We start from the raw sequence: 18,735 nt of genomic DNA, 5'->3' as shown, positions 1-18,735 counted from the left end.
AAGAACAGCAGATTACCGCATCACCAAGCCGCCATCTACAAACAGAACCTGTCCCGTCATGAACCCGCTCCAGTCCGAGGCCAGGAACAGCACCGGCCCAGCAATATCTTCCGGCCTGGCAATACGCCGCAGCGGCGTAGCCGCGATCAGCGAATCGCGGAATGACTCCTGGGTGCCGCCGCTGGAGTCCGTCGGATAAACCAAACCGGGTGCGACACAGTTCACCCGGATGCCAAAGGGGCCCAACTCAACCGCCAGATTACGGCTGAATGCCTCCAATGAGGCTTTCGCGGTGGTGTAGTCGTGATATGGGACCACCGGATTCTCGACCAGATTCGTCGAGATATTGACGATGCAACCCTGGGCCCGCTGTTTGAAATGCGGTAACGCGGCGCGACACACATTAAAGGCAGCCCCCACCGATCCATCAAATTGCGATCGATAATCCTGCCACGTCAAATCGCCGAATACCGTACGGCGGCGCGGATCGAACGCATAGTGAAGCAGCGCATTGTTGACCACCACGTCGAGCCGGCCGGCCTCCTGGACGATCGCATCGACCATGGTCTGTACCGCCTCGGCTGAGCCCACATCGGCCTGTACCGCCCACGCATCGCCGCCCAACGCCTGACATTGTGCGACCACTGCCTCAGCCGCGGTCGCGTTATTCAGATAGTTGACGACGACGGTTGCGCCTTCTCGAGCGAAGCCACGGGCGATCTCAGCGCCGATGCCTCGGCTGGCGCCTGTCACCAGCACGACTTTGCCTGCGAATTTCGGGATAGCGCTCATATCAAGACTCCGGTAACAAACTGGTGTCTACAACGCTCGCGACATCAATCGGACGCTGGATCAAGCCCAGATCGCGATAGGCGTCGGCCGCCTTTTGCAGCAGCACCAAATCAAAAGCGCCCAGCACGCGCCTGCCCCCATCCGGGCCAGCAGGTGCCATTGCTGAATCGTTACGCAATCGGATGACTTCCAGGTTGATGTCCCGGTCCGTACCGTCGATCGCTCGTTTGCCAGCCAAGGCAGCGGCCTCCTCTGGCTGCGCGATCATCCAGGCAGCACTGTCACGATAGGCTTTGAGAAACGAACGCAACAACGCTTGCTTCTGCTGATAGGTTTCTTCGCGCACGACGAATAGATCGCTGGACACGTTGATGTGATCGCGCACCTGCATTACGTTGACATCGCCCAAGCCGCGCCGTCTGCCAACCAGCAGGCCCGTGTCCGTAGCAGCAGTGGCATCGACCTGGCCCTGCAGTAGCGGCGCAAAGTTCAATACGCCCGTCACGACGATTTCCACATCGGATTCGGTCAAGCCCGCCTGGTGCAGCATCACCAACAGATTTTGCCGTGTACCGCTGGACAGGCTGTAGACGCCGATACGTTTGCCCTTCAGATCCTCTGGGCGCGTGATGTTGGCGGACTTGAGCGAGACCACGTTGAAGACATTCTGTGGATAGATGTCATAGATCGCCCGTAATTTTTCGCCTTTATCCAACGCCATGAAAAAGGACCCGGGATCGGTAAACGCCACATCCGCTTGTCCGCTCAGCATATTGCGAATGGCATCCCCCCCGCCGGTACCCGGCAGATAGACGAGTTCAATACCCTGGGCTTTGAAAAACCCCTTGTCCGGCTCCACCAACAGATTGGTAATTTCCGAGATGGGTTTGCTCCAACCTGCCAACGTGACTTTGCCGGACGCTGCTTCGTCAGCCCGCACAATCGGAGCAAAAAACGATGTAGCAGTCAGACTCGCGGCAGCGGCCAGGAAGACACGACGAGAGGGTGAAGAAAGCATGAAGAAGTCCTGAGAGATTTCAAAGATGATCGCCATAGGGGCGCAACAAACACCGCTCTATCATCAGCATGGCCTGATAGCACAACAGTCCGATGGCGGCGATGGCGGTCAGTGCGGCGAACATCAGAGGGGTATCCATCATGCCCTGCGCCGCAATAATGACCGCGCCCAGCCCACGGCTGGCGCCGATGAATTCACCGACGACGGCACCGACCAAGGCCAGCACCAACGCCACCCGCCATCCCGCCAGAATTCCCGGCAGTCCCGCCGGCAGTTTCAGACGCAACAACGTCTGCGTACGCGACGCACCCAGCATGCGGAACAGCTGCAGGCGATTCGGATCGACCTGCCGCAAACTGGTCAGCGTGTTCTCCATCAGGGGGAAAAAGCAGATCAGCGCGGTCATCACCACTGTAGGCGCGATACCAAAGCCGAACCACAACACAAACAGGGGCGCCAGCGCCAGCTTCGGCACCACCTGGCTGACGATGACATAAGGCTTGAAGACGCGATCGAGCAACGCTGATTCCGCTAACGCGATGCCCATTGCCAGCCCTGCTGCACCGCCCAGAGCCAATCCCAACAGCATTTCCGCCAGCGTCGCTCCGATGTGGGGCCATAAGTATCCCGTGGACAGCGTCGTCCACAACGTTCGCACCACTGCCGAAGGCGCAGGCAGCACGAGAGCGGAAATGCCCGCTTTTCGCACGACGAGCTCCCATGCGCCTAACAGCACAACCAGCAAGACGATAGGCAGCACACGGCGACTCAGCACCTGCCTCATTTCGCCCCTCCCGTCATCGTGTCGAATATCTGCGCGCAATACGCATTAAACGCCGCACCATGACGCATGGACTGTGTACGGGGCGCAGGCAATTCCACCGGAATATCCGCCAACAATCGCCCCTGATGCATAACGCCGATACGATCCCCCAAATACACTGCCTCGCCGATGTCATGGGTGACGAACAGCACTGTCGTCTTGCGCGACCGGCACATCCGCATCAGATCATCCTGCAGTTCGCCGCGTGTGATAGCGTCCAACGCCGCAAACGGCTCATCCAGCAAGAGCAGCGCTGGCTCAAGAATCAATGCCCGCGCCAAAGCCGTCCGGCTTTGCTGTCCACCCGACAATTGTCGAGGATAGTGCTGCGCATGCCCCGATAGTCCCAACATGGCCAACAGCTCGTGCGCTCGCGCGACATCATCGGCGAGCGGCCGGCGCTGCAGCGACACAGGTAAGAGCACATTGTCGATGACTCGCTGCCACTCCAGCAGTGTCGGTGCCTGAAACATATAGCCTAACTGCGGCCCCGGCTCGACGCGCTTGCCATCCCCTTGTTGGATGCATCCCGATTGCGGCACCAACAGACCGGCAGCGAGCTTGAGCAACGTCGTCTTGCCGCAACCGCTGCGGCCAACCAGACAATGAAAACCGCCGGCCTTCAATTGCCAGTCAATGCCGTCCACAATAGGCCGCTCGCCTGCATAGGTGTAGACCACCTGCCGCATATCAAGAAACGATCTGTCCAAAACCACGCTCATGGCTCATACGGGGCGAAGGGCTCAGCCGCCGCCTCAGCCGATTGCTCGATCTCGGTCATACGGACCAGATCAAGCAGATTAAAGCGTCCATCATGATGCCAGCCTGCCTCGGGCATACTCATCGAACCAATAGCACTGATGCGGGTCACGCCCACAGCCCCAAGCTGCTCGGCAAGGCGATAGAGTTCCTCTGGCGTGGCAGCGATACCTGCAGTCTGCAAAAACGCGCTGCGGCACCGCACGGAGAGCGCGATATCGTCCAAAGCGTCGATCGCCGCCACAACGATACTGCGCTGTAACGCAGACGGTGACAGCGGCTGAGCATCGTCCGTATAGGCAACACTCCATTGCGCCTCATGATCGCCAATCAATCCGTCCACGCTGGGCTGGGCCGAGGTATTCCACTCGATGGCCTGCCGCCATTTCGCCAGCGATACCGACTCTGCCAAATCCAACGCACGCCTCGGATAGCGGCGCTGCAGATTCGCCAATTCGCCCGCAAGATAGCCGGCAAACTCGCGTGGAGCAACCTGTCCGCCGCGCTGTACATAAAACACTTGTGGCGAATAACACCCCTGCTGGTCGTAACGCATCACGTCCCAGGCGGCACGTCGTGCGACGGCGGGCGCCTTTAACGTGTCAAGCGCAGCAGCACTGATCACCCCGAAGCCCAACTTATGCCCATGCGGCAGGAATCGTGTCGTCACAGGCAGACGGCGCTGAATTGCCTGCAATGAATCATTGCCCCCGTAGGCCACCACCGTGTCGGCCTGCGCATAGAGCGCGTCTGCCTCCTCGCCGCCGGGCCCGCGCCACCACACTACCGCAAAGCAGTCCGCCAACGGCGGATGCACCTCGGCCAGCAGCCGCGCGAACCATCCGGCGAACAAGGGCTCTGCGCTAGGAAGTTTGCCGATATTGCCCGCCTTGACCAGCAGGCCGCAGACGAAACTCCACAACGCCAATGCAGGGACGTTCCCTGCCCAGCTATGTACCAACAACTCAGGCCCATAGGCCCGCACGGCGCCACCTTTCGGTGCAGGCTGAAAAGCATCCAGGACTTTAGGATTGGCGAAATCCTCAACGATAAACCTGTGCAACTGCGGCGCCCGAAAGGTCTTGAAAAAACCCGTCAGCCCCAGGCGCACCATCTCTGCGTCATAACCGCTGATCAGCGGCAACAAAGCATCGGCTTGACGGCGATACGGATCATCGGGATCCAGCAAACGGGCAACGGCACGATCGATGATCGCAATAATCTCCGATACCGCCAACGTTTTGAGATGCTGGGCACTGGCCCGCTTGACGCGCTCGGCCAGCATTCCCATTTGCGCTGGCGACAACACCGGCACCGATACCTCGACGCGTTGGTCGCCTTGTACAAATGGCAATATCTGCCACTGCACCTCATCGGCTGACAGCCCCGGCAGATAGCCGGCCTCGACCCGCAGCGTGTTCATGATGCCGCCGACCGAATGAACTCTTCTACAGCTAACGAGCAGCCTTTGGCCTGCGCCCCCTCGGCACGTCCCAACAACAGGAAACCATTTTCAGTCGGTTCACCGACGTCTTCGGTCAGAATCGTGCTGACCGAATTAAAGTTGCCCAGATCGCAATGCACCAGGATGCCGCGCTCGCCATCCGGCACGGTACGCCCGGTTGCAGGATCGACCAGGCGTGAACGAATCCAGTGCGGTCCCGATTTGGCGGAAGGCACCACCGCATTGCCGTCGTCATAAAACTGCGTGCTCAGCTCAGTCATGCCATACATGTTGACGCACAGCTCGCGCGGCACTCCCAGCAATTCAGTCAACGCCGTGTAAAACGCGTCCAATGGCAGCTCGCGCGACTGGCCCTTGTAGCCGCCGGTATCCAGAATGCGGCTGCCGGGCGGCAAACGAAAGGATCGGCCCGATTGACGCAAGGCGTCGATCACGTGCACAAAGCTGTAACTGGCGCCTAGCAATGCGTACGGCTCGCCGAGGCGCTCGGCCTGTTCGAGCCGCTGCCACAAACCGTCCAGATCCATGCCTTGCGCAGACATGAAGTACCGGCTATCGTCATTGCCAAAGGTAGATTTCGCCAACGCCAGATAATGCGCCAGCGACGAGTTGGGCATTGCGATCTCGTCCGGAAACAGAATCCCCATCGGCAAACGTTCGACACCCCGCATAAAACGCCTGGCAAAATTGCGCGTCATCGACAGATCGTAAACATCGAGACGAGGATGAAAATGACGCCCGCGGGTATCGGCGCGCGTCGTCCCGCTGGTCATGAAAACGCGCTCGGTGGGCGACGTCGGCTCACAACGCAGCTCCATTGCCTTGAAGGCGTCAATGGGCACTGCCGGAATGTCACACCAGGATTTCACATTGCGTACCGTAGCGCCGCGTCGCTGGCAAAAGCTGCGAAACGGCGCATTGGCGTTGTACTGGTAGGCAAAAAGACGCAACGCAAGCTGGTCAAACTGCTCGTCCGTGCAGCCATCCTGGGCGATGAATTCGAGAATATCCGCGTCAGGCGGTCCGGCGTAGTTCATGGCTTTCGAGAATCCTATATATGGAAGCTCCGAAGCCCGCCTGCACAGGCCGACCATTCATGCGGCCCTGTCAAGGTCAACGCTCTTCTTACGCCGGTATGAACCGGGTCAAGTTCGCGGGTCTGAATCTCAGCACTGGCGTGCACCCCGGAGCAAGAGCTATGTTAACCCGCAATGGCGACCCAGCAGAACCGCTACAGTCTAAAGCACAGCAACGCCGCTACAACCAAGGCCGCCGCGGCCGCCAAAAGCGAGCTGGAAAAGCTCTGGCTCGACGCATACAAGCGTTCGGCCAGCGCGGGGCCCACTATCTGCCCTATTCCATAGACGAGCGTCATCGCCGCGATCAGGTTCTTGCCCGTCGCGCGGGCGACACGTTGTGCCGCAGGCATGGCGATAGTCACCGTGCCAACGAAGGTGCCGCCCACCAGTAGCGCACTCAGTAGATAACTGAGGGCAGATTGCGACACAGCAGGCAAAACGACTCCCACCGCCTGCAGCACCAGATTGGCAACTAACGCGTTTCTGGTGCCGATGCGCTGATGCAGTTCGTGCCAGACAAAACAGGAGGGTGCCGCGCCCAGTCCAAATACGGCCCATACATGGGTGGAGTCCAGATTTGGCAACGCCGTTTTGACCAGTAAAGGGAGATACGTCGCCGTCACGATGTATCCCAGCCCCGCCAACCCGTACATACACACCAGAGGCCATGCCGCAACGGTTGTTGCGTCATCTGTTCCCCGAGCGCGATCAGAGGCAGCAACAGGAACAGCGGAGCGTATCCCTGGTGCCGCCATCAAACCAAGGACCAAGGTCACGACACCCAACAATAGCCACATTCCGTGACTCCGCAATCCGGCATGAGCGCCTAATACCAGTATCTCGGCGGACAAGGCGATGCCAATGCCAACACCCGCGTACAGCAAGGGTGCCCCCTTGCCATGGCCTCTATGCTCTAACAGCCACAACGACGCGGCGACCATGGAAAGCGCGCTGAATATGCCCGCGATCCCCCTGGTTACAACAATGCCGCTGACGGAATCGAGATAAGCCAATAGCGCCAAGCAGATCGCGGTACCGACGGCAGACCAGATACATAGACGATGCGCATTATGGGCTCGTACCCGTACGGCAAGGGCGGCGCCAAGCAGATATCCCGCGTAGTTGGCCGATGCCGCCCAGCTGCCGCCCTGCACGCTGATTACCCCCTCGTCAACCATGTGCGGATAGATGGCAGTAAATGCGAAACGTCCAAATCCCATCCCGACAGCCAGGATCAAGGCGGCTTCGATCGCAGAACGGAGTTGGGAATGGCGAGAAGGTGTCACCGCGAGTTCCATGTCCGGCTCTCTTTTATTCTCAAATCAAGAACAGGTTTTTATTTTATTCCTTATTTGAGAATAAATCATCCGAATTATTCTTCATGGAAGAACCACCGAGAAGGTCTCCCTCAAGCACTAGCGCGCCTGATCACCTCAAATCCTATATCTTGAATCCGCTCCAAGACTCGCTCACCTCGCGCACGCTCCAAGATGAATTGGGCAGCGAGTTGACCTATTTTTCGGCCATCAATACGCACCGTCGTCAGCGCCGGACTCGTATAGGGCGAAGTGACTTGATCGCCGAACCCCACTACCGCCAATCGGTCGGGCACAGCGATGTTTCTCTCTTTGGCCTCGATCAACGCACCTAATGCAAGGGCGTCTGTACTGCACCACAAGCCGTCAACATGCATATCTCGAGTCAATAGATCAACGAATGCACGCCGGCCATCGCCAAAATGCGCAGGGGCGCTGATTTCAACCACGGGTAGGTCAGCTTCCGCACGAATAGCCCCTCGTGCGATCAAGCGATTCACGAATCCTGCTCGGCGCCGGCGCGCTCTAGGGTCATTACCCGAGATCAACGCAGGCGTCTTACTGCCCCGATCGATCAGCAAATCGGCAACGGCCGCGCCAACATTCTCGTGTGAAAACCCGATCAGCATGTCGACCGGCGTATCCGTCAGATCCCAGGTCTCGACCACTGGAATCCCCGACGAGGCAAGCCGTTGTCTAGCCAATTCAGATTGCACGACACGCGTCAGCACAATGCCGTCAGGGCCGCGGCTGATCAAGTTCTCCAACAGTTCAATCTCATCGGCATCGTCAAAGCCGCTCTCGCCCAGCATCAATTGATAGCCCTTGGCGGCTAGCGCTTGCGTGAGCGCATGTATCGTTTCCTGAAACACGGGTGAAGCAATGGTGGGAACCAGAGCAGCGACCAATTTGCTGCGTCCGGAGGCCAGGCTGCCTGCCAGCCGATTCGGCACGTATCGCACCTGAGCGATAGCAGCACGCACATGCTCAAGCGTTGCAGGCGGCACCGTTTCAGGACTGTTAAGGACCCGCGAGACAGTCTGGGCAGATACGCCCGCAATTCGAGCCACATCGGCCAAAGTCGCACGCCCGGCGCCACGTCGAGTGCGTCGCGGTGGCGCCAGCATATTCGGATCAGAGAATGTCGGAGGCTCGCTCATGGCGGGAAGATAGCACGGTTGCAGAATGAGTTACGGCGAACCACCGAGGGATAACCCTAGCGCCATTCAACCAAATGTTAGCGCTAATATTAGCGCTAACATTTAAACTCACCAAGCCAGCAATACAGGAACCTACGATGTCTCAAACGTTCAGCGGCCTATTTGTCGTCGCGCAAACCCCATTCACCGATGATGGCTCGCTGGATCTCGAGAGCGTCGACACGCTGTGCGATTTCTATATCAAGCATGGTGCGGCGGGACTCACCGTGCTCGGTGTTGCTGGCGAAGCGGCCAAGCTATCGATGGAAGAATCGCTCGCGACCGTACGACGCTACGTGGCACGCGCGCAGGGCAGACCCGTGATCGCAGGCGTCAGCAATCCCAGCGTTGCACAATTGGCGGCACTGACCAAAGACGTCGTAGAAGCAGGTGCCTATGGCGTGATGATCGCGCCAGCAACGGGGCTGAAGACCGAAGAAGACATTTTCAGCTATTTCAATGCAGTGTTCTCGCGGATCGGCGATGTACCAACGGTGCTGCAGGACTTTCCGTTTTCCACGGGAGTCTGGCTATCCGTGCCGACGATTGCCCGCCTCGTTGAACGCCATCCGCAAATCCAGGCGATCAAGGAAGAAGACATCCCGAGTGCAGCCAAGATCACCCGCATGCGCACTGCCCTGCCCCGTCATGTGCCGATACTGACCGGGAACAACGGCGTATTCCTGCTGCAAGAACTGGCACACGGTATCGAAGGGCCGATGGCCGGGTTCTCTTATCCAGAAATGCTGTCTGGCGTGTACAAGCTGTATAGCGCAGGAAAGGTTCAAGAGGCGCACGACCTCTTTGACACCTATCTGCCCTTGCTGAACTTTGAAAACCAATCGCAATGGGGTGTAGCCGTGCGCAAAGAAGTGCTTAAGCGCCGCGGTGCAATACGCTCTGCCACGATGCGCTCACCTGGCCCTGTGTTGACTGCCGCTGATCTGAAAGACATTGATCTGCTGGTCAGCCGTGTCGAAAAAGCCGTGGCTGAAAGAAAATAAGGTGGTGTTGCCTCGGCATCAATCTGCCGGGGCAACACCCCCCTACAAGCGCTACTGTCTATCGCCTCAATCCAGGCCCAGCATCCCACGCATCTGCGAAAGATCCTCTGCCAAAGTATTGACGCGACCAGCCAGAACCTTGCGGTCGCGGTCGGTCAGCTTCTCATACGACTGGAAACCGCCCTCGGCCGTTTTGTACTTGGCCAGCGTATCGAACACGCTCTTGAAATTGCCGTCGGTCTTCTCGACAAAAGCTTTGTCTTCGCGCTCTACCAAGGGGCGCAGCAATTCAAAGATGTGATACGAGCCTTCGAAGTTGGCCTGGAAGTCCCACAGGTCAGTGTGACTGTAGCGGTCTTCTTCGCCCGAGATCTTGGTCGCGGCGACTTCTTCCATCAGTACGGCGGCACCGCCTACGACTTTCTCCGGCGGGAAGGTCAACTGCGACAAGCGCTTTTGCAGTTCCAGCACATCCGCCATCAACTTGTCCGCCACGTCACCGACTTTGCTGGTGCTCTTTTCTTCCCACAGCGCATACTCGATGCGGTGAAAACCAATGAAACCGGGATCCTTCTCGGCTTTTTCATGATCATCGGCACGTGAGTCGATCGACGCGTCCAGATCGCTGAACAGTTCTGCCACCGGCTCGATACGCTCGTAGCTCATCCGGGTCGGCGCAAATAGCGCACGGGCCTCATCGATCTTGCCGGCTTTGACGGCGTCAGTGAACTTGCGAACGTCCTCGACAAACTTGTCGATGTTTTCGTTCACGTAAAGCTTGTACTCGGCCACCGGCCCGACCAATTCCAGCGGCGCCACGGCAGCATGGGCTTGCATCGTCATCGCGCCGGCAAAAATCGCTGCGGCGAGCAGACGGTTGCGGGAAAACGGCATGAGATCTCCTTGTGTGATGTAAACAATGGCCAACGACTTGCTAGGTAGCGCTCAGAAGCGTGCGTCCGAGCCAATCCTGCTTGTCGCGCATCCCTGGAAGCGTGTAGAAAAACCCACCGCCGATCGGCTTGATGTATTCCTCTAGCGGCTCACCGTCCAGTCGCTTCTGAACGGTGATAAAGCCTTTTTCCAGGTTGGACTGATAACAGATGAAAAGCAGCCCCATCTCGAGCTGGCCCGACTTGGTCACGCCATTTGAGTAATTAAAGGGACGGCGCAGAATCAAATTTTTTTCAGACCCTTTAGTACGCGGATTGGCCAAGCGGATATGTGAATCCAGCGGCGTTTTCTTGCCTTCCGGATCCTTGGTGAAATCCGGTACGTCGTGCTCTGTCTTTCCGCCATCCAATGGCGCACCGCTGTCGCGCTGACGGCCAAAGATGGCCTCTTGTTCCTGTAGCGGCGTGCGATCCCAACGCTCGACGAAGTTCCGAATAATCCGTACCGCCTGATAACTGCCACCATGAGCCCAAGCCGGTTCGCCCTCGTCATCCGGCCCCACCCACACAATCTGGCTCATTGCCGTACTGTCATTGGCATTGGGGTTGGCCGATCCATCGCGAAAACCCAGAAAATTCCGAGCGCTTTCCGCCGGAACGCCGGGCTTTTCCGGTACGGGCGGCACGGTGCCTTCCTGTTTCCAGAGCAGAATCAACAAGTCGGGAAACTGCTTGATGATGTCTCGCAGCGCATGAATATTGGTATCGGGCGTATTCGAGCAGAACTGAATCGACAGATCGCCATGGCACAACGCGGCATCCAGCGCATCATTCGGATGCGCGCTCATGCGTTGCAGATGCCGCGGCTTGCGATCCTGCAAACCAAAGCGATCATCAAACAACGAACTGCCGACAGACACCGTAATCGTCAAACCGTCCGGCTGCACGCGCGGCCCCATGATGCCGGAGTCCGCGGGCGGCAAGCGAGGATCCAATCTGGGCACATCACCGCCCTGCGTCAAAAACACAATGCGTTCAGACAGCCCACGCAACAGGCGTTCTAGTTCCTTGCGATCCGTGGCAATGACATCAAAGGACGCCACCATCCCGGCCGAGGGTCTCGGCGTCACGATGCCCGCCTGATGTTCGCCCCAGCAACTGACGCGCTCATCGGTGCGCAGGCTGTGCGGCGCATCGGTCACCTGACTGTCGGCGGGCGGCTTTTGCGCATGGACGGGCAATGCGCCAAGGCCTGCCAGGGACGCTGCGCCCTTTAGCCAATGACGGCGCGATAGCGAGCCCGACGGCTCACGGGAATCTGAATGACTGCCTGACATGATAAAACCTGTACAAATAAAGTTAGTCCAGCCCGAGCTTGGCGTTGATCTGCTCCAGCGTCGCGGCAGCGTGCCTCAGCGCCTGGATCAATGCCTCTCTGGTACTGTCATCCTGCTTTTGCTGATAAGCGCTCAGCTGCGACTCGACAGCAGCAAATGCGCTATCGACTTGCTCTTGCAACGCCGGATCCGCCTTGGTCAACAGCGGGGCAAGCAGCTGTGCGATCCCCTTGGCGCCCGCGATGCTGCCTTGCAGATAATTGGCGGCAACCTCCACCGGCAACGATTGCGCATCGTTGGCAAATCGATCGGCCGAACGCTGCATCAAACGCGATGCCCCGATCGCCAGGCGCGGCGGCTCGATATTCAGGGCGCGCACACGTTCACGCAACGTATCGCCATCTGCGATCAAGCCATCCACGATGGGTTGTGCTTGATCGAGTTTGTTTGCGCGATACAGCTCACGCTCCAAACGGAACAACCCCACAAAAGCACTATCGTCCTCGCGCTTTTCCAGATATTCCGGACGTACGTTCAAACGTGCGTCCAGATCGGAAAATAGATCCGACATAGGCTCCAGCCGTGCATAGGCTTGATGAGCCTGCAAGTATGCTTGTCGAGCTTGGTCCAGATTGCCAGCCTTGACGGCTGCGTCCAGCGTTTTCAGCGCTTTTTGCAAGGCAGCGGCCTGCGTCAACAGTGTCACCCGGTATTCTGCCAGCGGGCCGATATAGGCCACCAAAGACGGCTTCGCAGCTTCGGCATCAGAAGCGGCCGACGGCGTCACCGTCAGTGTGCCACGTGGATTGCTCAGCAGACCGCAGGTGATCTCGAATTTACCCGGCTGCAGCTTGACCTTCATCGTTTGCGAGAAACCGGGCGCAATGTTTTCGCGCTCCTCGACCACCATGACGCCGTCCAGGATTTCCCATTCCAGGATCCGCTTGGAAGCATTCGTGATCACGAACGTGGTCCTGCCGGCCGGCACCGTAATATCGTTCGGTTCGCAAACGTCATCACGTATGGTGACTTTGACAGCGTTGGCGTCAGCCTGCGTCGCCGGGCGTTTTGCCGTCGAGGCCCACCAGAACGTGGCCAGGCCGGCTACGGCCAACACAGCGGACGCCAGAACGGCGACCCATATCAGAGGGGAGCGTTTTTTTTGTGGTGAAGATGACATCGTGGATAAGGTGCTAGCCCGGAATCAAGAAGAAGTTTTAGGCTGAGAAAAGACTTGAGGTCTAGGCCGCAGAAAGAGATAAAGACTCACCGCCAGGAAAACGAGATACACAACGACCTCGCCTGTCACCGGCGCCGATTGATAGCCGAACATGCCCGAGAGCACTGCGCCGACGGGACTATCCATCGGCAGGACATGATCGATGTCAAACACGACGTTCTGGAAATGATTCCACACGCCTGCCTCGTGGAATTTGCGCAGCACGCCGGCCAACAGCCCTGCGGACACCAGCAGAATGAACACACCCGTAATGCGGAAAAACCGGCGCAAGTTCAGACGCAAGCCGCCGCTGTAGATGCCATAGCCGATCACTACTGCGCAGAGCAATCCCAACACCGCCCCTAAAGGCGCGTGCCAACCGCTGCTCTGCTGAAAGATCGCCAGGAGAAAGAACACTGACTCCAGCCCCTCGCGAGCCACAGCCAGAAACACCACGCCAATCAACGCCCACTCGCGGCGTTTGCCACCAGCCAGGGCTGATCGCACAGACTCCTGCAAATCACCCTGCACCGAAGGGCCCGCTTTGCGCATCCAGAACACCATGGACGTGAGCATCACCACCGCGATCAAACCAACCACGCCTTCGAAGAACTCCTGCTCTTTCTGAGGGAACTCGGCCATCGCAACTTGCAGCCCCGCGCCGACAAAAAAAGAAAGGGCAACCGCCAACAGCACGCCGATCACGACACCGGGCATCATCGACGACGAGCCGCTGCGTTTAAGGTAGCTGGCAACAATGCCAACTATCAGCGCGGCCTCGATCCCTTCCCGAAGCATGATCAGAAATGGCACTAACATTAACAACCGTCCAAGAGCAGAATGAGAATAAGAAGCTATTGATTTTACAAACCAAAGCGCGAAGCATATACGAAGTCCACAGCCCTGTTAGGGCTGCTTATTTGATTCAGGACTACGTAAGTAAAAAACCCTTCTAATGAAGGGTTAAGAGAGTAAATTTCGCCGTATTTTTTCGAGTTTTACGACAGCGTTTTTTGTGCTTGCCGCAGACGCGATATCTGCGCTCGTACAGAGTGATAGAGGCCTTCAACTGCACGCAAAATCGGCAGCCGACGACCCAAAGCAAACCGCGTAATTTTTTTAGATTACGGTTTGGTAATGGGACATGAAACGTCGCCTTCCGGACACGCTAAATACCCTTTTAGTTGTTTTGTACGATCTTGCGTCAATGTGGTTAGGCAAGCCGACAAAGCCATTGAATAAGCGGAGCCTCCACCTGCATCAGCAGTGACGAAATCGCACTCGGCATCGCGAAACTTGATCCACTCTCGCTGGGCGGCGACCAGCTTCTTGTGCTGGTCATCATCGCCCTTCACACGCGCAGCCGCCTGCTTATAGGCAGCGTTCAGCTCAGCGTCGGCCTTTTTGTAAGATTTTCCTACGCATTCATTGATATCCGCTTGAGTGGCCGCATCAGCGCAGGGATCGGATTGCGCGGACGCAATACTGTGAAAGGCCATCAGGGGAAAGGCTAAAAACACGAGATGTCGACGCATAAGGGGGTGGCTCCTATGCCGGTGGGGATTTAGCGATTCTATTACCGGCAAGCGGCCCTGCCACCTTTTTTCGCCGAGAAAGCGACTGAAACAGCTTATACACACCGTAGCCCGGCCTGTGCGACTGATACAGGGTTGCGGTGCTAACTTCAGTTCTACGCGAGTGACTTACCGTTAACTCGATACGACATGCTGGCTGCATCGCAGGGCGGCCAACATAGGAGAACAAGATATGACTATGACCAAACGATTGATTCAAGCCATGCTCGCCAGCATACTGGCATTGGGCATCAGCACGACCGCGCTGGCCGACGATCAAACCCGCAACACCATCATCGGCGCAGGTCTGGGTGGCGTTGCCGGCGCATTGCTGTCAGAGGGCGACCCGTTGTACACCCTGGGCGGCGCTGCTGCCGGAGGCTTGCTGGGACACGTCATCACAGACGATGACCGCGGCGGCCGTCGCCACCACCATTGGGACCGGGATCGTGGTCACCGGGATTCCTATCGACGTGCGAATTATCGAGGTCATGACAAACATCGTGGCAACAAGCATTGGAAGCGGCATCGTGACTGAATAAGTCGAGATAGCATCAACGCGGTTACCTCGAAACTGAGCAGACAGCTAGCGAACCCCCAGCGGTTGGATTCCCTCCAACCGCTGGGGGTTCGTTTATATTCGGCACTATCAGTCGATATTCATCCCAATACTGTTCCGCTGTTCGTTCAAGGAGATCGCTCGTGAACAAGAATCAGGCGCTGCGTGCCGCGTTGGAAAGTGGCAAGCTATTCACGGCGATGGCAGCCCACAATCCGCTGGCAGCGAAATTGGCGCAAGAGGCCGGCTTTGATGGCGTCTGGGGCAGCGGCTTTGAGCTATCGGCCAGTTATGCCGTGCCCGACGCCAGCATTTTGTCGATGGGCACACACCTGGAGATGATGCGCGCGATCGCCTCCACTGTGTCGGTGCCACTGATTGCCGATATCGATACGGGATTTGGCAACGCGGTAAATGTGCACTATGTCGTGCCACAGTACGAGGCGGCCGGCGCATCGGCCATCGTGATCGAAGACAAAACTTTTCCCAAGGACACCAGTCTGCGCACAGAGGGCCGCCAGGAACTGGTACGCATCGAAGAGTTTCAAGGCAAAATCGCGGCAGCCACCGACGCACGCCGCGACAAGGACTTTGTGGTGATTGCCCGCGTAGAGGCGCTGATTGCAGGCCAGGGACAGGACGAGGCCATCCGGCGCGGCATCGCCTACACAGAGGCAGGCGCCGACGCGATCCTGATTCATTCCAAACAGAAAACACCCGACGAGATCCTGGCGTTCGTGCGCGCCTGGCCAGGCCGCGTGCCGTTGGTATTGGTGCCAACCGCCTATCCGCAACTCACCGAGTCGGACATCGCTGCGCTAGGCAAAGTCGGCGTGGTGATCTATGGCAATCATGCCATCCGGGCAGCAGTAGGCGCGATGCGGCAAGTCTTCGCACAGATTCGCCGTGACGGGGGAATCAAAACTGTGGACGGTCAATTGCCCAGCGTGAAGGACATCATCGAGCTGCAGGGTGATAACGCGATGCGCGCGATCGAGACGACGTATTTGCGTTGATGCGCCTATCGCACGCGCCGCAATGAACGGCTTCGAGACCAGAAAAACTCACAGCAATTTTTTATCAACCTTGGGAATGTCAGACGACATCGCTATTAAACGCCCTGCTTGTGTCAATAGCCTGGCTCAAGAAAAAATAGCGTGACGTCAAGGAGTTATGGAACTGTAAGCAGCACAGCGTTACCAAGGTGGGAGAACGAGGTTCGCACATCACCGCGCCCACAAGTGGCTCGGGCATTAACTCCGACATGCAAAATATCATGACCCCCACCACGTACCACAACCAGTTCCTCTCGCCAGACAGTTTCCGCGCCTTCGCCGACGCGGGTCACCACATGGAAATTTGCGAAGTTGACGGAGACCCCGCTCTGCGAGCAGCACAGCTCACCCTGAACGACAGAATTCTTTATGCATTGAGCTACGTCCCTGTTCTGAAACACTGGGAGCCCGTCGCGAAGTTCGCTCGGGAACTCGAGATAAAAAATGCTCAGGTTTTGCGAGTATTCATTCAGTCGCTATCGGAACGCTACGGCCCGACGAACGCAGAAAGCGCGATTCGCAATCTGGACCTGACGGGTGCAACCCCGTTGCAAAGCCGCACAATTGAACGCCTCATTGAGAGCGCCGAGACAGGACCGAGCCTTTGCGGGTTCCGTAATCTGGGAAATACTTGCTATGCCAATACGGCATTGAAATTCTTGATCAATTCTATTGGTGAAAATCGGCTCGTCGCACACCTGGAACATATCCAGCAAAATGCCTCTGACTCAAACAAACAGGATTGCGCAAAAAAATTCGTCGATTTGATCAAGGCCACCCACGAGAGCGAAAAACCCTTGCATCGAGAACTACACGATTTCTTTAACAGCTTGCAGGAGCAGGAAAATTTTCGTGCCGGGCCGCATGGTTCCGGGTTCACGGTCATAGGCGATCAGAATGATACGCAAGAATTCTTGATGAAACTTTCCGATTGCTGTGATCTCGAAAATCTCAATACCAACGTCTTGCAGATACAAGAGACGTACGTCAACGGTCAAGAAAAACGCGATCCCAAAATCGCCGATGCAGCGTATTGCCAGCACGCTAACCTGTCGAGCCGCGAGCAAGCGAACTTCAGCTTGCAGCAAATCGTGAACACGCTCACCACAAGGGACGACGATGTTAGCGTCAGGTGGAATGACGACGACAGAGGAAACACGACAGTCACTCGTATTCAGCAATGGACTGCTTCAGACGTCCAAAAAGTAGACCGATTCAACCTGCATATCAATGCGATGGACTATAACAGCGAAGAACTGACACGTCTCATCCTGAATGCAGACTTCACGAAACCGGTACGCATCCCCGTCATCGACCAAAAAACAGGTATCGAATGGACGCTCACCTTGGAGCCCAGGGACATCATCATTCATGCGGGAGGCGCTGTCGGCGAATCTGACACCGCAGGCCACTACTATATGTATAGCCGACGCGAGCAGGACTCGTGGACGCTGCACGATGATGAAACCGTGAAACGAGGAAAAGACATCAACCGAAGCGAACAAGCAAAAATGATCAGTTTCGCCGTCACAGGCAGAGAACGAGTCCGCCCTCCGTTTCAGGTCTCCAACAGTTTCAACTTCCACATGCCCGAGAAATTCACGCCGCGAGCTTGAATTCCCAGAGAAAAACGGCCGAGACCGTCGCTGTTTGTATCGAAGGGGGCGTCTCGCCGTTACGACTAACAGCAAGAAATAATCAAAGCCGGCGCATCAAACGATGCGCCGGCTTTGATGTGGCAGTCAAGACGCAAACCCGTAGAGCGAGCTGGGATTATCAACCAGGACGCGATGCAAGGCCGCTTCCGTTTCGCACCACTGCCACAGCACGGCAACGAGACTCGCGTCATTGACGCTATTCAATGGTTGAGTGGTGTGCGGCCAATCGCTACCCCAGACCAGTCGTTCTGGAGCGGCCTTGACTAGCGCGCGCCCCAAAGGCACGGTGTCCGCATAATCCGGTTCGCCCACAGCCGATCGCATATACGCGCCTGATAGCTTGACCCAGGTATTTCCCTCGTCCAGCAAGCGGCGCAGGATCGAATAAGCCTTCCCATGGTCGGCCTCTGCGGGCGAAATTCTCGCCATATGGTCGATCACTAATGGCACAGGCAGGCTGGACAAGACTGGCGCCAACGCAATGAGTTGCTCGGGATGCACAAAGATCTGTATGTGCCATCCGAGTCTCGCGATTTTGCGTGCCAGTGTGGTCAGCATATCAACTGTCGTTTCCCCCCACGACTGTGGGGTCACAAAGTTGACTCTTAGACCACAAACACCACTCGCAGTCAGTTGATCGAGCGCCTCGGGTGATACGTTGGCATCGACCACCGCAACGCCACGGGCGCTGTCACCCAGCTGCGACAGCGCATCTACTGTGCAGGCATTGTCGGTGCCATACGTCGACGGCGTGACGACAACCGTGCGCGACGTGCCCAGCCTCTGCTGCAATTTCCGATATGCACTCACCTCGGCCACCGGAGGGGTCCGTGTCCAATGCGGTGACGGTGAAAATCGTGGATCGAAAATGTGCATGTGACTGTCGCACGCCCCCGCTGGCAGCACGTGCGTTGGCAGATTCACACCTAGGGAGTGAGGAACCGCTATGTCAGGACGAGACATGTTCATCGCGAGCCAATGTGGA

Annotated in this window: 18 protein-coding genes and 1 riboswitch; of the genes, 4 read left to right on the top strand and 14 right to left on the bottom strand. The window is 57.4% G+C overall.

Going from position 1 to position 18,735, the window contains the following annotated elements:
- Positions 1 to 12 precede the first annotated feature (12 nt).
- From ACYVIT_RS03680 to ACYVIT_RS03645, 8 genes are all read right to left on the bottom strand, one after another.
- Positions 13 to 792: a 3-oxoacyl-ACP reductase gene (locus ACYVIT_RS03680; RefSeq protein WP_415805335.1), complete on the bottom strand. Its 780-nt coding sequence runs from the start codon at positions 790 to 792 to the stop codon at positions 13 to 15.
- A 1-nt stretch (position 793) separates the two neighbouring features.
- A complete protein-coding gene (locus ACYVIT_RS03675) occupies positions 794 to 1,810 on the bottom strand; it encodes an ABC transporter substrate-binding protein (protein ID WP_415805336.1) in 1,017 nt (338 codons plus the stop codon).
- Between the two features lie 19 nt (positions 1,811 to 1,829).
- The gene (locus tag ACYVIT_RS03670; RefSeq protein WP_415805337.1) at positions 1,830 to 2,594 is read right to left on the bottom strand and encodes an ABC transporter permease; all 765 of its coding nucleotides are present in this window, start codon (positions 2,592 to 2,594) and stop codon (positions 1,830 to 1,832) included.
- A complete protein-coding gene (locus ACYVIT_RS03665) occupies positions 2,591 to 3,355 on the bottom strand; it encodes an ABC transporter ATP-binding protein (RefSeq protein ID WP_460478152.1) in 765 nt (254 codons plus the stop codon). Before ACYVIT_RS03665 ends, ACYVIT_RS03670 begins: the two co-directional genes overlap by 4 nt.
- Positions 3,352 to 4,815 (bottom strand): acyl-CoA reductase, encoded by a 1,464-nt coding sequence (locus tag ACYVIT_RS03660; protein WP_415805338.1) that lies wholly within the window; start codon positions 4,813 to 4,815, stop codon positions 3,352 to 3,354. The genes ACYVIT_RS03665 and ACYVIT_RS03660 overlap by 4 nt, the downstream gene beginning before the upstream one ends.
- Complete coding sequence (locus ACYVIT_RS03655) at positions 4,812 to 5,894, bottom strand: LuxE/PaaK family acyltransferase (protein WP_415805339.1); 1,083 nt, start codon at positions 5,892 to 5,894, stop codon at positions 4,812 to 4,814. The genes ACYVIT_RS03660 and ACYVIT_RS03655 overlap by 4 nt, the downstream gene beginning before the upstream one ends.
- Positions 5,895 to 5,962: 68 nt before the next feature.
- Positions 5,963 to 6,054: riboswitch (TPP riboswitch) on the bottom strand.
- 34 nt (positions 6,055 to 6,088) lie between these two features.
- Positions 6,089 to 7,234: a YbfB/YjiJ family MFS transporter gene (locus ACYVIT_RS03650; RefSeq protein ID WP_415805340.1), complete on the bottom strand. Its 1,146-nt coding sequence runs from the start codon at positions 7,232 to 7,234 to the stop codon at positions 6,089 to 6,091.
- A gap of 110 nt (positions 7,235 to 7,344) precedes the next feature.
- A complete protein-coding gene (locus tag ACYVIT_RS03645) occupies positions 7,345 to 8,412 on the bottom strand; it encodes a LacI family DNA-binding transcriptional regulator (protein WP_415805341.1) in 1,068 nt (355 codons plus the stop codon).
- 137 nt (positions 8,413 to 8,549) lie between these two features.
- Here ACYVIT_RS03645 and ACYVIT_RS03640 point away from each other — a divergent pair, with 137 nt between their 5' ends.
- Positions 8,550 to 9,455: a dihydrodipicolinate synthase family protein gene (locus ACYVIT_RS03640; RefSeq protein WP_415805342.1), complete on the top strand. Its 906-nt coding sequence runs from the start codon at positions 8,550 to 8,552 to the stop codon at positions 9,453 to 9,455.
- Positions 9,456 to 9,521: 66 nt separating this feature from the next.
- Here the strand turns inward: ACYVIT_RS03640 and efeO (ACYVIT_RS03635) are convergent, their stop codons facing one another.
- From efeO (ACYVIT_RS03635) to ACYVIT_RS03615, 5 genes are all read right to left on the bottom strand, one after another.
- Positions 9,522 to 10,349 (bottom strand): iron uptake system protein EfeO, encoded by an 828-nt coding sequence (gene efeO / locus ACYVIT_RS03635; RefSeq protein ID WP_415805343.1) that lies wholly within the window; start codon positions 10,347 to 10,349, stop codon positions 9,522 to 9,524.
- A 40-nt stretch (positions 10,350 to 10,389) separates the two neighbouring features.
- Positions 10,390 to 11,685 (bottom strand): iron uptake transporter deferrochelatase/peroxidase subunit, encoded by a 1,296-nt coding sequence (efeB, locus tag ACYVIT_RS03630; RefSeq protein WP_415805344.1) that lies wholly within the window; start codon positions 11,683 to 11,685, stop codon positions 10,390 to 10,392.
- Positions 11,686 to 11,707: 22 nt separating this feature from the next.
- The gene (gene efeO / locus ACYVIT_RS03625) at positions 11,708 to 12,802 is read right to left on the bottom strand and encodes an iron uptake system protein EfeO (RefSeq protein ID WP_415805345.1); all 1,095 of its coding nucleotides are present in this window, start codon (positions 12,800 to 12,802) and stop codon (positions 11,708 to 11,710) included.
- Between the two features lie 87 nt (positions 12,803 to 12,889).
- Positions 12,890 to 13,723 carry an iron uptake transporter permease EfeU gene (gene efeU, locus ACYVIT_RS03620; protein WP_415805346.1) on the bottom strand — a complete coding sequence of 278 codons (834 nt, stop codon included), beginning with the start codon at positions 13,721 to 13,723 and terminating at the stop codon, positions 12,890 to 12,892.
- A gap of 305 nt (positions 13,724 to 14,028) precedes the next feature.
- A complete protein-coding gene (locus tag ACYVIT_RS03615; RefSeq protein WP_415805347.1) occupies positions 14,029 to 14,439 on the bottom strand; it encodes a lysozyme inhibitor LprI family protein in 411 nt (136 codons plus the stop codon).
- Positions 14,440 to 14,671: 232 nt separating this feature from the next.
- On the opposite strand from ACYVIT_RS03615, the gene ACYVIT_RS03610 reads away from it, so the two are divergent.
- The 3 genes from ACYVIT_RS03610 (at position 14,672) to ACYVIT_RS03600 (ending at position 17,708) form a co-directional block, all read left to right on the top strand.
- A complete protein-coding gene (locus tag ACYVIT_RS03610; RefSeq protein ID WP_415805348.1) occupies positions 14,672 to 15,016 on the top strand; it encodes a hypothetical protein in 345 nt (114 codons plus the stop codon).
- Positions 15,017 to 15,180: 164 nt separating this feature from the next.
- Positions 15,181 to 16,053 carry a phosphonopyruvate hydrolase gene (locus tag ACYVIT_RS03605; protein ID WP_415805349.1) on the top strand — a complete coding sequence of 291 codons (873 nt, stop codon included), beginning with the start codon at positions 15,181 to 15,183 and terminating at the stop codon, positions 16,051 to 16,053.
- A gap of 260 nt (positions 16,054 to 16,313) precedes the next feature.
- Entirely contained in the window at positions 16,314 to 17,708 is a 1,395-nt protein-coding gene (locus tag ACYVIT_RS03600; RefSeq protein ID WP_415805350.1) for a type III secretion system effector BopA family protein, read from the top strand.
- A gap of 126 nt (positions 17,709 to 17,834) precedes the next feature.
- On the opposite strand, the gene ACYVIT_RS03595 is transcribed toward ACYVIT_RS03600, so the two are convergent.
- Entirely contained in the window at positions 17,835 to 18,719 is an 885-nt protein-coding gene (locus ACYVIT_RS03595) for an amidohydrolase family protein (RefSeq protein ID WP_415805351.1), read from the bottom strand.
- Between the last annotated feature and the right edge of the window lie 16 nt (positions 18,720 to 18,735).

The sequence above is a fragment of the Bordetella muralis genome, assembly GCF_054781015.1.
Note: the sequence above shows the minus strand (reverse complement) of the source record. Positions and strands in the feature narration are given on the sequence as shown.

Coding starts and splice junctions, on each gene's coding strand:
- ACYVIT_RS03680 (WP_415805335.1), bottom strand. CDS start 792: ATGAGCGCTATCCCGAAATTCGCAGGCAAAGTCGTGCTGGTGACAGGC.
- ACYVIT_RS03645 (WP_415805341.1), bottom strand. CDS start 8,412: ATGAGCGAGCCTCCGACATTCTCTGATCCGAATATGCTGGCGCCACCG.
- ACYVIT_RS03610 (WP_415805348.1), top strand. CDS start 14,672: ATGACTATGACCAAACGATTGATTCAAGCCATGCTCGCCAGCATACTG.
- ACYVIT_RS03660 (WP_415805338.1), bottom strand. CDS start 4,815: ATGAACACGCTGCGGGTCGAGGCCGGCTATCTGCCGGGGCTGTCAGCC.
- ACYVIT_RS03650 (WP_415805340.1), bottom strand. CDS start 7,234: ATGGAACTCGCGGTGACACCTTCTCGCCATTCCCAACTCCGTTCTGCG.
- ACYVIT_RS03600 (WP_415805350.1), top strand. CDS start 16,314: ATGACCCCCACCACGTACCACAACCAGTTCCTCTCGCCAGACAGTTTC.
- ACYVIT_RS03670 (WP_415805337.1), bottom strand. CDS start 2,594: ATGAGGCAGGTGCTGAGTCGCCGTGTGCTGCCTATCGTCTTGCTGGTT.
- ACYVIT_RS03640 (WP_415805342.1), top strand. CDS start 8,550: ATGTCTCAAACGTTCAGCGGCCTATTTGTCGTCGCGCAAACCCCATTC.
- ACYVIT_RS03665 (WP_460478152.1), bottom strand. CDS start 3,355: ATGAGCGTGGTTTTGGACAGATCGTTTCTTGATATGCGGCAGGTGGTC.
- efeB (WP_415805344.1), bottom strand. CDS start 11,685: ATGTCAGGCAGTCATTCAGATTCCCGTGAGCCGTCGGGCTCGCTATCG.
- efeU (WP_415805346.1), bottom strand. CDS start 13,723: ATGTTAGTGCCATTTCTGATCATGCTTCGGGAAGGGATCGAGGCCGCG.
- ACYVIT_RS03675 (WP_415805336.1), bottom strand. CDS start 1,810: ATGCTTTCTTCACCCTCTCGTCGTGTCTTCCTGGCCGCTGCCGCGAGT.
- ACYVIT_RS03655 (WP_415805339.1), bottom strand. CDS start 5,894: ATGAACTACGCCGGACCGCCTGACGCGGATATTCTCGAATTCATCGCC.
- ACYVIT_RS03615 (WP_415805347.1), bottom strand. CDS start 14,439: ATGCGTCGACATCTCGTGTTTTTAGCCTTTCCCCTGATGGCCTTTCAC.
- efeO (WP_415805343.1), bottom strand. CDS start 10,349: ATGCCGTTTTCCCGCAACCGTCTGCTCGCCGCAGCGATTTTTGCCGGC.
- ACYVIT_RS03595 (WP_415805351.1), bottom strand. CDS start 18,719: ATGAACATGTCTCGTCCTGACATAGCGGTTCCTCACTCCCTAGGTGTG.